Genomic DNA, 13,109 nt, shown 5'->3' with positions numbered 1-13,109 from the left:
GTGGCTCAGCAGCCACCCCAGCGCGCCGCGGCGCGGGTGAAGCCGCTACTCTCGCCTGGCACTCCCCCGTGGGTCATTGCGAAGTAGATGCACACGCCGCTCGTGCTCGCCACTCCGGGGCGATAGAGGGATGCGCGGTGGGCAAGCGAGTCCCACCACTTCTGGGCGACTGTCGCTCCGGTGTTGCCCGATCCTCCCGCGAGGTTTCCGTCGCATCCCTTGGCCGGCACGGCGTCCGAATAGTAGACCCCGTTGGCGTCGGGGGCGAGGCTCCGCACACCGGAGTGACCCCAGGTGTTGCCCGGGTTGGTACTCGGGTCTTCGGCCATCCAGTACAGGCGCTGCTCCATGCAGGAGTCGTAACGGAAGTTGCCGGGGGCGATGGGCTGCAGACAGTTGGCTGCGCGGATGGCATTGAGGGTGGCCGAGAAGGACTGGATGTCGCCGCTGGTGGTTCCCCCGATGCCCGACTCGCTTCCGCCCGGTGCGCTACCGCCGCCGCCCGCGCTGCCCGGGCAGGATGTGCCGGCCGCTGCTGCCGCGGCGCGACGGTCGGCGGTGCTTCCCCCGGCGCTGGAACCGCCGCTCGAACCACCGCGGCTCGGGCGAGCACCGCTCGCGGAGGGCTGCGCCGCGGGCGGGGCGACGACGACCGGGATCGGCACGGGCTTCTGGCCGAGATGCTCGGAATCGGACTTCAGGTAGGCCGCCGTGGCCGCCTGAGCCTTCGCAGCCAGCACCTCGTTGGTGACAACCGTGACGGGGGCGACCGCGGCGGATGCCGCCGGGGCGGCGAGGGACGAGGCATAGCGGGGGGTCGCAGAACCGGCCGCGGTCGCGGCAGATACGGAGCCGGTGAGCGACGGGCCGCTTCCACCGATGAACGGCAGAACGAGCGTCAGTACGGCGGTGAGAACCGTCGTGAGTAGTGCGAACCGCTTCATGCCAGATTCCCCCGAACCCCTGTGAGACCGACAGATCTTCGCCGCGCCTACGGCCAACGGTAGGCCCCGGGCAGGGGCATCACAAGCAAATACGGGAGGAGGAGCCGAAAGTCGCCCCCGAAGTGGGGGCGTTTCGCTGCTTACATTCCGTCAGAGTGAGGGGACAGAATGTGCGTTTCTCCCCCTGTCCGGGGCACAATCCGGCCACCGACGAGCCGAGCCCCAGTTCGGTTCGGTTCGGTTCGGTTCGGTCAGGCCGGCGTGATCCGCAGCAGCACGCGATCCTTCTTGCCCTGCTTGCCGCGGCCCTCGATGAACATGAAGATCTTGTATTCGAGTCTGAACTTGGCGGCGAAGATCCTGTCGAGTCTCGCCGTGACATCGTCACCGGACTCGATGGCGGCGCTCCCCCGGAACACCGGCACGCCGTCTTTCACGCGGCCACGGCGATCGCAGACGCGCAGCTCCACGCGGGGACTGTTGCGCAGCCGTTTGACCTTGCCACTCATCGCGGGTGTCGTGACGACGAGGTCGTCGCCATCGCGGGCGATCCAGACCGGGGTCGAGACCGCCTCCCCCGACTTGCGAAAGGTCGTCAGCGACACGAAGTGCTCATCACCCAGGGCGATGAAGTCGGCGGCAAGGGTCATGGCTCCATGTTAGGGAATCGCGGACAGTGGGCGGTTATACTTAGTTCACAACAAGTAACTAAATGCCAGTGAGTGACTCCATGCCAGTCACTGGCGTTGGCGCTCGACGACGAGGCCGGAAGACGGAGGAAATCGTGGCGCAGAAGACCGTGAAGACGCGAACCGGGATGTTCAACAAGGACCACCCGAACTACCGGTGGATCGCGCTGAGCAACACCACCCTCGGCATCCTGATGGCCACCATCAACGGGTCGATCGTGCTGATCTCGCTCCCGGCCATCTTCACCGGGATCAAGTTGAACCCGCTCGAGCCGGGAAACGTCAGCTACCTGCTCTGGATGCTGACCGGGTACATCCTCGTCACGGCGGTGCTCGTCGTGAGCTTCGGCCGACTCGGAGACCTCTACGGTCGCGTGAAGATCTACAACCTCGGCTTCGTCATCTTCACCATCTCCGCGATCTTCCTCGTCTTCGACCCCTTCACCGGCGGGCAGGGCGCCCTCTGGCTGATCGGGTGGCGCGTCGTGCAGGCCGTCGGCGGCTCGATGCTGTTCGCCAACTCCACCGCGATCCTCACCGACGCGTTCCCGATCGAACGCCGCGGCTTCGCGCTCGGCATCAACCAGGTCGCCGGCATCGCGGGCACCTTCCTCGGGCTCATCGTCGGTGGCGTGCTCGCCGAGATCGACTGGCACGCGGTCTTCGTCGTGAGCGTTCCCTTCGGCATCCTCGGCACGATCTGGTCGTACAAGTCGCTGCACGAAGTGGGCACCCGGGCCACCGGGAAGGTGGACTGGCCGGGCAACATCGTCTTCGCCGTCGGACTCGTCGCGCTGCTCACCGGTATCACCTACGGCATCCAGCCCTACGGCGATTCCTCCACCGGGTGGCTGAACCCGTGGGTGCTCACCGGCATCATCGGGGGAATCGCGTTCCTGATCGGATTCGTGTTCCTCGAGCTGCACACCCCTGACCCGATGTTCAACATGCGCCTGTTCCGTATCCGCGCTTTCGCCTGGGGCAACTTCGCGGGCCTGCTCGCCTCGATCAGCCGGGGCGGCCTGCAGTTCATGCTGATCATCTGGCTGCAGGGCATCTGGCTGCCGCTCCACGGCTATTCCTACGAGAGCACACCCCTGTGGGCGGGCATCTATCTGCTGCCCCTGACCATCGGATTCCTTGTCTCCGGACCGGTTTCCGGATCGCTGTCCGACAGGTTCGGCGCCCGCGGGTTCGCGACCGGCGGCCTGTTGCTCGTCGCCGCCACCTTCGTGGCGTTGCTCCTCATCCCGGTGGACTTCCCCTACTGGCTGTTCGCGCTCATCACCTTTCTCAACGGGGTGGGATCCGGCCTCTTCGCGGCCCCCAACCGCACCGCGATCATGAACAGCGTGCCGGCGAACCAGCGCGGTGCGGCATCCGGAATGACCGGGACCTTCCAGAACGCCGGCAACTCGCTGTCGATCGGCATCTTCTTCTCGCTGATGATCGCCGGCCTCGCCACGACCCTCCCGAACGCGCTGCGCTCCGGGCTCACCGCGCACGGGGTGGGGGCCACAGTGGCCAACCAGGTCGCGGCCACTCCCCCGGTCGGAAGCCTGTTCGCCGCTTTCCTCGGTTACAACCCGATCGAGTCCATTCTCGGACCGACCGGCGTGCTCAAGTCGCTGTCGTCGTCGAACGCGGCCGCGCTGACCGGCAAGACCTTCTTCCCTCAGCTGATCGCCGACCCGTTCCATGCTGGCCTCGTGATCGTCTTCATCGCTGCGGCGTCGATGTCGGTGATCGGTGCCGTCGCATCCCTCACCGCGGGAGGCAAGTACATCCACGAGGAGGAGCCGATTCGTGATGAGCTTCCGCAGGGTGCCGCCGCTACGATGAGCAACGTCTAGACCGGCGCTCGCCGGCCGGATTCGAGAGGGCGTGGCACCATCGATCGACTACTGACCGACTCTGCCGGGCGCTTCGCCTTCGTGATCGGCCAGCTCACCCGCCGACTGCGGTCGGCGCGGGGCGGGCTCAGCCACAGCCTGCTGTCTGCGCTGGTGTCGGTGGCGAAACACGGGCCGATCCGCCTCGCCGAGCTTGCGCAGGTCGAGCTGGTCTCCGCTCCGAGCATCACCCGCTTGGTAGCCGAACTCGAAGCGAAGGAGTTGGTCTCGCGTACCACGGATCCGGCCGACGGTCGCGCATCGCTGATCCAGGTGACGGATGCCGGCCTCGAGGCCGTGCACGTGGCACGGCGAGTGCGCCAGCAGATCGTCGCCGAACTGTTCGAGCGACTCTCTGCAGAGGAGGTCGCCGCGATCGAGGCGGCGCTCCCGGCCCTCGAGCGGATGATCGAGCTGCGCTGACCTGTTACGGGACTTCGTGGCGCGCCACAGGTGCGGTTTTCCCCCGCCGACGCCGGAGGCGGGGTCATCGGAGTGCTCCGCTGTCCGGAGCACCACGCGCGTCGGAATTCTCCGCGCCGCGTGGCACTCCGGGGCGCGTCCGCTAGAAGGGGGCGCCGGAGAAGAGCATCACATTCGAGTACGGCGTGTACTCGCCGGTGCGCACGATCGCGCGGGCGTCCCGGGTGAGAGCCTTGAACTCGACGTGAGGAACGGCCTCCACCGAGACTCCGAACTGCTGAAGGCGTTCCTTCACCGCGGCGAGCATCCCCGGGCTCTCCGTCTCCATCTCGCCCGAGATCACCGCCCGCTCGACGATGAACTCCTCGAGCACCGAGTCGAGGATGTCGAGGAATGCCGGCGAGCCCTCCCGGTACGCGAGGTCGATGCGTTCGACTCCCAGCGGGATCGGCAGCCCCGCATCGGCGACGACGAGGGCATCCGTGTGGCCGCATTCGGCGATCACGCGCGACAGCTGCGGATTGATGATCCCGCTGGTGCGTTTCATTTGGCGATGGCCCGACCGTCGGCGTCGAGGTAGTCACGCCAGGAACGCTTGGGGGTCCAGCCGAGCATCCGCTGCGCCTTCGCGCTGGAGATTCCGGAGGCGTCGACCCGGTCGAGCTCACGCAGTTCGATCTTGTCGCCGTAGTACTGGTGAAGCACCTCGGCGAAGTCGTGGCCGCCAACGTTGTCGGGTGAGGCGATGTAGAACACCTCGTGTCCCGGAAGCTCCGACTCGGTGGCGAGCACGATGGCATCAGCGAGGTCGTAGGCGTCGATGTAGCTCCACAGGTTGGGGCTGAGCACCGAGGCATCCCGAACCTGCGGGCCGAGGTTCTGCTCGTAGTTGCCCTCGTTCTGAACCCAGCTCGGGCGGATCGAGATGGCGCGGATGTCGCTGCGTTCGACCGCCGCGTCCATCAGCTGCTCTCCGAAGTGCTTGGTGAGCGCATAGGGATCCTGCGGGTGGGCCGGGTGCAGTTCGTCCACCGGCGCGTAGTCCGGAAGGAAGGGGCGCTCGGGAAAGAAGAACCCGGGCACGGTCTCGCTCGAGATGTTCACGAAGCGCTTCACTCCGAAACGCACCGCAGCCTCGAGCACGTTGAAGGTCGCCATTAGGTTGGTGCGGAAGACGACGTGTGCCGGGTTGCCGGTCGGCTCGGGGATGGCGGCGACATGCACGACCGCGTCGGCGCCACGCACGACCGCGAAGGCCTCGCCCGCATCGGTGAGGTCGGCCATCATGTAGCGCGCCGAGCCCTCCTCACGCCTTTCGAAGCCGGGGCGTGTGAGGTCGGTGGCGAGCACGTCGTGACCTGCGTCGAGGAGCGCCTGGGTGGCGGCGCGTCCGACCTTGCCGTGTGCACCGGTGATGACTACCTTCATGTTTCTATCCTTTTTTTCTTGAGGGAGGGCTGCGGGCTATTTGCGCTGACGACGCCACATATTGAGAGCGACCGCGGCGACGATGATCACACCGCTGAACACCTGCTGCCAGTAGGCAGAGATGCCGAGCAGGATCAGCGCGTTCTGGATGAGGAGCAGAAGAGAGGTTCCGAGCGCGGTGCCGAGGATACCCCCCACGCCGCCGAAGAGGCTGGCGCCACCGATCACCGCAGCGCCGATCGCCAGCAGCTCATAGCCGTTTCCGGCCGCGGGCTGCCCGACGCTGAGCCGGGCGGTCTCGAGGATCCCCGACACCGAGGCGAGCGAGGCCGAGATCACGAAGACCGCGATCTTGACCCGACGCACGCGGATGCCCGAGAGCTTCGCCGCCTCCTCGTTGGAGCCGACGAAGTAGATGTGCCGACCGAAGGTGGTGCGGGTCAACACGAGATGCGCGACGATCGCGATCACCACTGCCACCCACACGGGGATGGGAACGCCGAGCGCAGAACCCTGTCCGAGGTTGAGGAATTCCGGCGGGAAACCGCTGATCGTGGAGCCGCTGGTGATGCCGAGGCTGAGCCCGCGGGCAACCGCGAGCATCCCGAGCGTCACGACGAACGAGGGTATGCCGACGTAGGCATTGATGACTCCGTTGATCAGCCCGACGGCGGCCCCTCCCAGCAGCGCGAAGAGCACGGCGAGCACCGGGGGGATCCCGATGGTGACCATGAACTCGCCGGTGAGCACGCTCACCAGTGCGACTGTCGACCCAACGGAGAGATCGATGCCGCCGATGAGGATGACGAAGGTCATCCCCACGCTGATGATCAGCGCGAGCGCGATCTGCCGCCCCACAACGGTGAGGTTGCCCGCCGTGAGGAAGTAGGGCGACGCAAAGGAGAGGTAGACGACGAGGAGCACGACCACGCCGGCGAGGGTGGCCTCGCGTGCTCCGACGATCTTCCGAACTCTGAGGCGGAACCTCTGGCCGGGAGTCATGCGTTCCGGCACCGGCACTGCCGCACCGGCGCCAGCCGAGGCCGGGTCTTTCTTGGCGGTCACTTCGTTGATAGTCATGAAACGTCTCCTTCGACTCCTGTTGCCATCGCCATCACGCGCTTCTCTGTCGCGTCCGCGGCGTTCAATTCCCCGACCCCGTATCCCTCACGCATCACGACGATGCGGTCGGCGATGCCGAGCACCTCGGTGAGTTCAGAAGAGATCACGAGCACCGCGACTCCCTCTGCTGCGATCGTGCGGATCAGTTGGTAGATCTCTGCCTTCGCTCCGACATCGACACCACGCGTCGGTTCGTCGAGGATCAGGATGCGCGGCTTGCGCGCGAGCCAGCGGGCAAGCACGACCTTCTGCTGGTTTCCGCCGCTCAGCGTGCCGGCCGCGACGTCGATGGCCGACAGCCGGAGCCCGAGCTGGCTCGAGTGATGAGCCGCGAGATCCCGGTCGCGCCGACGCGACACGATCGACAGCCGGCTGATCGCGCGAAGGGATGCCGAAGAGATGTTCTCCCGAACGGGAAGCCCCAGAAAGAGTCCCTGGTGTTTGCGGTCCTCCGGCACGAAGCCGATCCCCGCATCCATGGCCTCGGTCGGGGTGCGAAGGGCCAGCGCCTTCTGGGATACCAGGATCTCGCCGCCGCTCCGTTTCGCGGCTCCGAAGATGGCGAGGGCGGCATCGCTGCGACCCGCCCCGATGAGCCCGGCGAGCACCAGGATCTCGCCCGGACGCACGGCGAAGCTCACATCGTGCAACAGGTCTCCGGAACTGAGACTCTTCACCTCGAGCGCGGGCGCGGCAGTCTCGTCCAGCGGCACCGACCGAACGCCGTAGAGGTCGACGAGCTCTCGCCCGACCATCATCTGCACGACGTCGTTGGGAGTGGTGGTGCTGGCTTCGCACACTCCGACGACGGCCCCGTCACGCATGACGGTGATCCGGTCGGCGATCTCGTAGATCTCTCGCATGCGATGCGAGACATAGATGACGCTGACCCCGTTGGACCGCAGTTTCCGAACCAGTTCCAGGAGCGTCTCGACCTCTTCCTCGGTGAGTGAGGAGGTGGGCTCATCCATGACGACGATGCGGGCGTCGACCAGGAGCGCCTTGGCGATCTCGACCATCTGGCGCAGAGCGATGTTCAGATCGCCGACGAGTTGCTGAGGCGAGATCGTGACACCGAGGCTGTCCAACAGGGCCGCAGCGCCACGCTCCATCGCGCGGAAGTCCACAAGACCGAAGCGGTTCTTGATCTCTCGACCGACATAGATGTTCTCGGCAACGCTGAGGTCGTTGGCGAGGTTGAGCTCCTGGTAGATGACGGCGATGCCGCACGCCTGGGAGTCCCGCGGCGCCTGGATGTCGCGCACCACTCCGGAGACCTCGATGGTGCCCTCGTCGGCGCGGGCCGCACCGGCGAGGATCTTCAGCAGCGTGCTCTTGCCGGCACCGTTCTCGCCGACCAGGGCCATCACTTCGCCGGGTCGCACAGAAAGTTCGACGTCGCGGAGGGCGGTCACGCCCGGATATCGCTTGACGATACCGCGCATCGAAATGAGCGCTGGCTCGGTCATGGCCACTCCTAAAACTTCGTTGTTGACAGGGGGTGCGGGGCCGACCGTAGTCGGCCCCGCCAATCCGCGCTAGTGCGCGGTCTTCAGGAACTCGTCCAGCGTGTCCGGTGTGACGGTGACGACTCCGGTGTCCACGGTGAAGTTGTCCTTCAACTTGGAGGTCTTGTTGTGGAAGTCGGCCAGGATCTGCAGGGCCTGGGCGGTCATACCGAACGGCTTCTGCGAGATGAGCGCATCGACACACTTGCCCTTCATGCCGTCGATGCCCTGGGGCACCACGTCGAATCCGACGGCCTTGACCGCGCCGCACTTGTTGCCCGACTTGAGCGCGCCGGCGATTCCGGGAAGGTCGGATCCACCGATGCCCACCATGCCGGCGAGGTCGGGGTTGGCCTGGAGGATCGTCTCGGATGCCGACTGGGCGGTGGCGATGGATTCGCCGGAGACCTCGGTAGCGACGAGCTTGATGTCCGGGTACTTGGCCAGGGCCTTCTTGACGCCGGTGAGGCGCTGGTTGAGGTTGACCGCGCTCAGGCTGCCGATGACCACGGCGACCTTGCCCTTCTTGTTGATGCTCTTGGCGAGGGCTTCTCCCGCCTGCTCTCCCGCGGCCACGTTGTCGGTGCCGATGTAGCCCATCACCTGACTGTTCGGCACGGGGCCGTCCCAGGCGATGACCGGGATGCCGGCCGCGCGAGCCTTCGCGATGTCGTCGATCACGCTGGCGGGGTCGTTGGGCGAGATCGCGATGCCGGCGGGCTTGGTGGCGAGGATGGAATCGAAGATGGCCACCTGTGCGGCGGCATCGTCGGTGTCCGGGCCGAGGAACTTCGCGGTGACGCCGAGCTTCTTCGCCTGATCTTCCATTCCCTTGCGCGCATCGACCCAGTACGGGTTGTTGAGCGACTTCGGGAGGAAGACGTAGACGGGCTTGGAATCGGACTTCGCCGCGGTTCCCCCGGTGGTCGCCGCGGTGCTGCATCCGGCGAGGGCGAGGGTCGAAACTGCCAGAAGGGCGGTTGCCAACAGGACTTTTCGCATTACTACTCCTTTGTAATCAGTGCAAACGATGGTGAAACTGTGTGTGGATATGAGACTGTGATGGATTCTCGGATGAGGGGAGTGACTATTCGCGTATAGGCGAGCTCCCCCGCAGGATCGACACGGCATCGGCGAGCGTGCCTTCATCGCCCACATTCCCGGCGAAGACGACGTAGGGCAGTCCTTCCAGACCGCGCTCGCCTTCTCCGTCGTTGAGCCAGACCGAGACGATTCCGTCGAAAAGTTGCCCGGCCACGAGCGCCCGCCGGATGCCGAGACCCTCGGTGGCGATATCGCTCGAGGTGATACCGCCCTTGGCGAGCACCCACTTGAGCGGCACGTCCTCGACCACCCGACGGGTCAGGTCCACCAGCGCCCGGGACACGGTCTGGGCGATCACGAGGCTGGAATGTCCGCTGTCACCGGTGATCCGGCGACGACTCGACACCAGCAGCGCATCAGTTCTGCGCAGCGCGGCCGTGAGCGCGACCGAGCAACGCTCCACTTCGGCTTCGGCCTGGAGCGGGTCGAGCAATCGGGGCACGTCGAGCTCGACGGTCTCGATCTCCGGGAGCCGCTCGGTGAGGCAGGCGACCTGTCTCGACGTGAGCTCCACGTGCGAGCCGACCACGACGAGGCCGTTGCCCGACCTTTCCCCGACCGCGAAGATCTCCCCGTGGGAGAGCGGCTCGCGTCCGGCCATTCCGAGCCGGGAGGCCACGAAGGAGGGGCCGGTGCGGCACAGCACCCGGGCTCCCGATTGCTCGGCCAGCAGCAGACCAAGGGTAACGACGTCGAGGTCGCTGTCGTCGAGGGCGTTGACGATCACCGGCACGGCTCCCGAGCAGGAGAGGATGATGTCCCGAACCCGCTCCGGCCCACCGACGCGGATGTCCTCGAGACTCAGGCTCCTGACCTCACCCGCCGAAATGCGTCCGTCGGTCTTCTCCTCCACATAGTCGCGGATGTCCGAGCTGTGAAAACCGAAAGTCGCGTCTCGCGCATAGCTGGTCTGGCCGACGGGAACGAAGGCGTTACCCTCCTGCACGTAGTGCACGTCGGAGGCAGTCACCCGACCGGCGGCGATGTAGGCCGGCGCGATCAGCAGGGCGTCGTAGGGCCGACCTTCCTTCGCTCCCATGTCGAGGAGAACATCGGTTTCGAGGGGGTAGTGGCCCCGGAGGGTCGAGTCGCTGCGAGTGACGAGGGAGTACTGCAGGTCGAGATCGGCGGCGACGCGGTCGATCACCGCCGCGACCTCGCGCATCGTCGAGGTCGCCTCTGAGTCGTTCAGCCCTCGCGTGTTGGTGAGGATGAAGAATCCACTCGACGGCTGCGCGAATGCCCACCGCAGGTCATCCGGGGTCCAGCGGGTGAGCACCGGAACTCCCTGAACCGACTGGCTGCCCGTGGGATCGTCGTCGAGGAAGATCACCCGGGTGCCCGACGCGACATTCGCCTCGCGGATCTTGAGCCGGGCATCGTCGATCACCAGGGGAGCGGGTGCGAGGGTGCGCAACGCCGACATCTCGGTGGGCGCGCCCGTCTCGGCAGGCAGGGTCATTTGGCGAGTTCCGCAACTCGCTCGGCGAGGTACTCGACGCCCATGCGCGGGCTGGACAGGACGGGCAGACCGGTCTTCTCCCGAAGCGTCTCGGCGAGGCGACCCATCGATGCCTGCGCGAGCACGATCGTGTCCACGTTCTTCGCCAGGTCGACGGCTTGCTCGATGACCATCGTGTCGTGCTGTTGACGATCGCCGGACATCAGCACGTCGAACGCCCCGGCACAGAGGCGCTGCTCGATCTGCACCTCTCGGCCGAGCTCGTCCGCCTTGAGCTGGATGAGGTCGGAGGTGGGGCCGAGCGTGGTGGGAACGGTCGCGAGCACGCCGATGCGAGTGCCGCGGCTCGCCGCGAGAATCGCCATCGCCTCGTCGATCTTGACGACCGGCGTGTGCACATTGCGGGCGGCAACGTCCAGCGCCGGGCCGAGGGACGAACACGCGGAGAAGATGATGTCCGCTCCGGCCGCTTCGGCGGCCTGGGCGAGGTGCACCATCCGCTGCTCGCTGCTGGCTGAGATGCCCTGCTCTCGCACGACCGTGGCCAATACGTCGGAATCGACGAAATGCATCACTTCCGCTCCGGGAAGGAGCTCGGCGATCAGCTCGTTGATGACGGGCTCCACCGAGACGAAGACAAAGCTGGTGTGCAGAACCGCGATCTTCTGAGGCACGTTGATCTCTCCTTTGAGGTATGACGCTAGACGTCAGATGACTTATCATTCAACACAGAACGTTGCTTGTCAACTCCACCCCCCACCACAGTCCCTCGAATGAAATGAGAACTCGTGCCCAGCAGTCCCACCGTCGTACTGAACAACGGAATCGAGATCCCCCAGCTCGGCTACGGGGTCTACCAGATCGCTCCGGAAGACGTTCGTGGGGCGACCCTCACGGCGTTCGAGGCCGGCTATCGCCACATCGACACCGCTGCCGCCTACGGCAATGAGGCGGGCGTCGGTGAGGCAGTCCGGAGCAGCGGCCTGCCCCGCGATGAGATCTTCATCACGACGAAGCTCCGCAATGCCGACCAGGGATACGAGAGCGGGCTTGCCGCGTTCGAAACGAGCCGTCGCGCTCTGGGAGTCGACGTGGTCGACCTCTACCTGATCCATTGGCCGTACGTGCTGCACGACCGCTACGTGGAGACCTGGCGCGCGCTCGAGAAGCTCTACGCCGAAGGCGCCGTGCGCGCGATCGGAGTTTCCAATTTCCTCAAGCCTCACCTCGACCGGGTCCGGGACGAGGGCACGATCGTTCCGGCGGTCAACCAGTTCGAGATCCACCCGAGCTTCCAGCAGTCGGCACTCATCGCGACCTCGCTCGAGCGCGGCATCGCCGTCGAGGCCTACAGTCCCCTCGGGCAGGCGAAGGACGTGGCTGACCCGACGGTGCGTGCCATCGCCACCTCACACGGCAAGACCCCGGCTCAGGCCATCCTCCGCTGGCATGTGCAGCAGGGATTCATCGTTATTCCGAAGACTGTGACGCCGCACCGCGTCCGCGAGAACATCGACATCTTCGACTTCGAACTCAGCGCGGCTGAGATGCAGCAGATATCCGGTCTCGAAGCAGGGTTGCGCACGAGCGGCGATCCGGCGACCTTCGACTTCTCGCAGTCGTAGCGGGCAGGGCCGGGCGGGCAGGGCCGGGCGGGCAGGGCCGGGCGGGCAGGGCCGGGCGGGCTACGCCTCCCGCCCGGCGAGTGTCCCCAGCGTGGCCCGCGCGAACTCCTCCGTTGTGTGCGACCAACCCTCGATCAGCCCGGCAAGGTTCTCCCCGTCGGCGCGGAGCGGGGCGATGCTGTCCTGTACAGTCCGCAGGATCCCGGTGCGCAATTCCGTGTTGATGTTGATCTTCCCGATGCCGAGTCCGACCGCGCGGGTGAGGTCCTCCGCGCTCAGCCCGGATGCACCGTGCAACACGAGCGGTACCGTCGAGACGGCGGCGATGTCGTTGAGCACGTCCCAGCGGATTCGTGGCTCCCCGGAATAGCGCCCGTGCACGTTTCCGACCGCGACAGCCAGCAGCTCTGCTCCACTTCGCGAGACGAACTCCGCCACGGCACCCGGCGATGTGGTGTCGCCGGCCTCCACTGCGAAGGCCCGGTCTTCGTCCCCCGTCAGGCCGCCGAGCTCCGCCTCGATCACCACGACCGGGTCTGCGATCGCCGCGCGAACGGTCTCGACAAAGCGCACATTCGCGTCGAAATCCCTCGATGAGCCATCAGCGAGCACACTGTCAGCGCCGGCCGCGACGCCCGCGACGATGGCGTCCACGTCGTGGGCGTGGTCGAGTTGCACGCACACCGGAACTGCCGCGCTATCGGCCAGCTGGCGGAGGGCAGACACGAGCCGCGCCCCGAATGGCGCAGAGGCCGTTTTCGGGGCGATGAGCAGGATGATGCCCTCGCCGGAGTGCTCCGCCGCAGATACGAGCGCCAACGCCGTCGTGAAGTCGTAGCAGGTGAAGGCGGGAACTGCGCCGCCGCGGGCGTGTACGGCAGTGACGAGTGAATCGAGTCTGGTGCGCACGGT

General features: G+C 66.2%; 13 protein-coding genes. 3 read left to right on the top strand and 10 right to left on the bottom strand.

Features of this window, described 5'->3' with window-relative positions:
* Positions 1-5: 5 nt before the first annotated feature.
* Together ABIB54_RS03040 and ABIB54_RS03035 are read right to left on the bottom strand one after the other, a co-directional pair.
* Positions 6-944, bottom strand: coding sequence for a hypothetical protein (locus ABIB54_RS03040; RefSeq protein WP_354574036.1), 939 nt, complete (start codon positions 942-944; stop codon positions 6-8).
* A 251-nt stretch (positions 945-1,195) separates the two neighbouring features.
* Positions 1,196-1,594, bottom strand: a complete 399-nt coding sequence (locus tag ABIB54_RS03035) for a PPOX class F420-dependent oxidoreductase (protein WP_354574035.1) — start codon at positions 1,592-1,594, stop codon at positions 1,196-1,198.
* A 134-nt stretch (positions 1,595-1,728) separates the two neighbouring features.
* Between ABIB54_RS03035 and ABIB54_RS03030 the strand changes: the two genes are divergently transcribed.
* Both ABIB54_RS03030 and ABIB54_RS03025 read left to right on the top strand, forming a co-directional pair.
* Positions 1,729-3,486: an MFS transporter gene (locus tag ABIB54_RS03030; RefSeq protein ID WP_354574034.1), complete on the top strand. Its 1,758-nt coding sequence runs from the start codon at positions 1,729-1,731 to the stop codon at positions 3,484-3,486.
* Positions 3,487-3,567: 81 nt separating this feature from the next.
* Positions 3,568-3,948, top strand: a complete 381-nt coding sequence (locus tag ABIB54_RS03025) for a MarR family winged helix-turn-helix transcriptional regulator (protein WP_354574033.1) — start codon at positions 3,568-3,570, stop codon at positions 3,946-3,948.
* Between the two features lie 142 nt (positions 3,949-4,090).
* On the opposite strand, the gene rbsD is transcribed toward ABIB54_RS03025, so the two are convergent.
* The 7 genes from rbsD to ABIB54_RS02990 all read right to left on the bottom strand — a co-directional run bounded on the left by rbsD (position 4,091) and on the right by ABIB54_RS02990 (position 11,246).
* Entirely contained in the window at positions 4,091-4,495 is a 405-nt protein-coding gene (rbsD, locus tag ABIB54_RS03020) for a D-ribose pyranase (RefSeq protein WP_354574032.1), read from the bottom strand.
* Complete coding sequence (locus ABIB54_RS03015) at positions 4,492-5,376, bottom strand: NAD-dependent epimerase/dehydratase family protein (RefSeq protein ID WP_354574031.1); 885 nt, start codon at positions 5,374-5,376, stop codon at positions 4,492-4,494. Before ABIB54_RS03015 ends, rbsD begins: the two co-directional genes overlap by 4 nt.
* 36 nt (positions 5,377-5,412) lie before the next feature.
* On the bottom strand, positions 5,413-6,456 hold the full coding sequence (locus tag ABIB54_RS03010) for an ABC transporter permease (protein WP_354574030.1): 1,044 nt from the start codon (positions 6,454-6,456) through the stop codon (positions 5,413-5,415).
* Positions 6,453-7,967, bottom strand: coding sequence for a sugar ABC transporter ATP-binding protein (locus ABIB54_RS03005; RefSeq protein ID WP_354574029.1), 1,515 nt, complete (start codon positions 7,965-7,967; stop codon positions 6,453-6,455). The genes ABIB54_RS03010 and ABIB54_RS03005 overlap by 4 nt, the downstream gene beginning before the upstream one ends.
* A gap of 69 nt (positions 7,968-8,036) precedes the next feature.
* A complete protein-coding gene (locus tag ABIB54_RS03000) occupies positions 8,037-9,008 on the bottom strand; it encodes a sugar-binding protein (RefSeq protein ID WP_354574028.1) in 972 nt (323 codons plus the stop codon).
* Positions 9,009-9,093: 85 nt separating this feature from the next.
* Positions 9,094-10,572, bottom strand: coding sequence for a four-carbon acid sugar kinase family protein (locus ABIB54_RS02995; protein ID WP_354574027.1), 1,479 nt, complete (start codon positions 10,570-10,572; stop codon positions 9,094-9,096).
* On the bottom strand, positions 10,569-11,246 hold the full coding sequence (locus ABIB54_RS02990; RefSeq protein ID WP_354574026.1) for an aspartate/glutamate racemase family protein: 678 nt from the start codon (positions 11,244-11,246) through the stop codon (positions 10,569-10,571). Before ABIB54_RS02990 ends, ABIB54_RS02995 begins: the two co-directional genes overlap by 4 nt.
* A 114-nt stretch (positions 11,247-11,360) precedes the next feature.
* On the opposite strand from ABIB54_RS02990, the gene ABIB54_RS02985 reads away from it, so the two are divergent.
* Positions 11,361-12,197 (top strand): aldo/keto reductase, encoded by an 837-nt coding sequence (locus ABIB54_RS02985; protein ID WP_354574025.1) that lies wholly within the window; start codon positions 11,361-11,363, stop codon positions 12,195-12,197.
* 60 nt (positions 12,198-12,257) lie between these two features.
* Here ABIB54_RS02985 and ABIB54_RS02980 read toward each other — a convergent pair whose 3' ends face one another.
* Positions 12,258-13,106: a class II fructose-bisphosphate aldolase gene (locus ABIB54_RS02980; RefSeq protein ID WP_354574024.1), complete on the bottom strand. Its 849-nt coding sequence runs from the start codon at positions 13,104-13,106 to the stop codon at positions 12,258-12,260.
* Positions 13,107-13,109 lie beyond the last annotated feature (3 nt).

Origin of the sequence: Frigoribacterium sp. UYMn621, assembly GCF_040549525.1 — a bacterium.
In the GTDB taxonomy this organism is placed as follows: Bacteria; Actinomycetota; Actinomycetes; order Actinomycetales; family Microbacteriaceae; genus Lacisediminihabitans.
This window is presented reverse-complemented; position numbering and strand designations above follow the sequence as displayed.

What these genes read in the sequence shown, in the direction of transcription:
- ABIB54_RS03015 (WP_354574031.1), bottom strand. Translation starts at nt 5,376, where the DNA reads ATGAAGGTAGTCATCACCGGTGCACACGGCAAGGTCGGACGCGCCGCC.
- ABIB54_RS03000 (WP_354574028.1), bottom strand. Translation starts at nt 9,008, where the DNA reads ATGCGAAAAGTCCTGTTGGCAACCGCCCTTCTGGCAGTTTCGACCCTC.
- ABIB54_RS03035 (WP_354574035.1), bottom strand. Translation starts at nt 1,594, where the DNA reads ATGACCCTTGCCGCCGACTTCATCGCCCTGGGTGATGAGCACTTCGTG.
- ABIB54_RS02995 (WP_354574027.1), bottom strand. Translation starts at nt 10,572, where the DNA reads ATGACCCTGCCTGCCGAGACGGGCGCGCCCACCGAGATGTCGGCGTTG.
- ABIB54_RS03005 (WP_354574029.1), bottom strand. Translation starts at nt 7,967, where the DNA reads ATGACCGAGCCAGCGCTCATTTCGATGCGCGGTATCGTCAAGCGATAT.
- ABIB54_RS03040 (WP_354574036.1), bottom strand. Translation starts at nt 944, where the DNA reads ATGAAGCGGTTCGCACTACTCACGACGGTTCTCACCGCCGTACTGACG.
- rbsD (WP_354574032.1), bottom strand. Translation starts at nt 4,495, where the DNA reads ATGAAACGCACCAGCGGGATCATCAATCCGCAGCTGTCGCGCGTGATC.
- ABIB54_RS03010 (WP_354574030.1), bottom strand. Translation starts at nt 6,456, where the DNA reads ATGACTATCAACGAAGTGACCGCCAAGAAAGACCCGGCCTCGGCTGGC.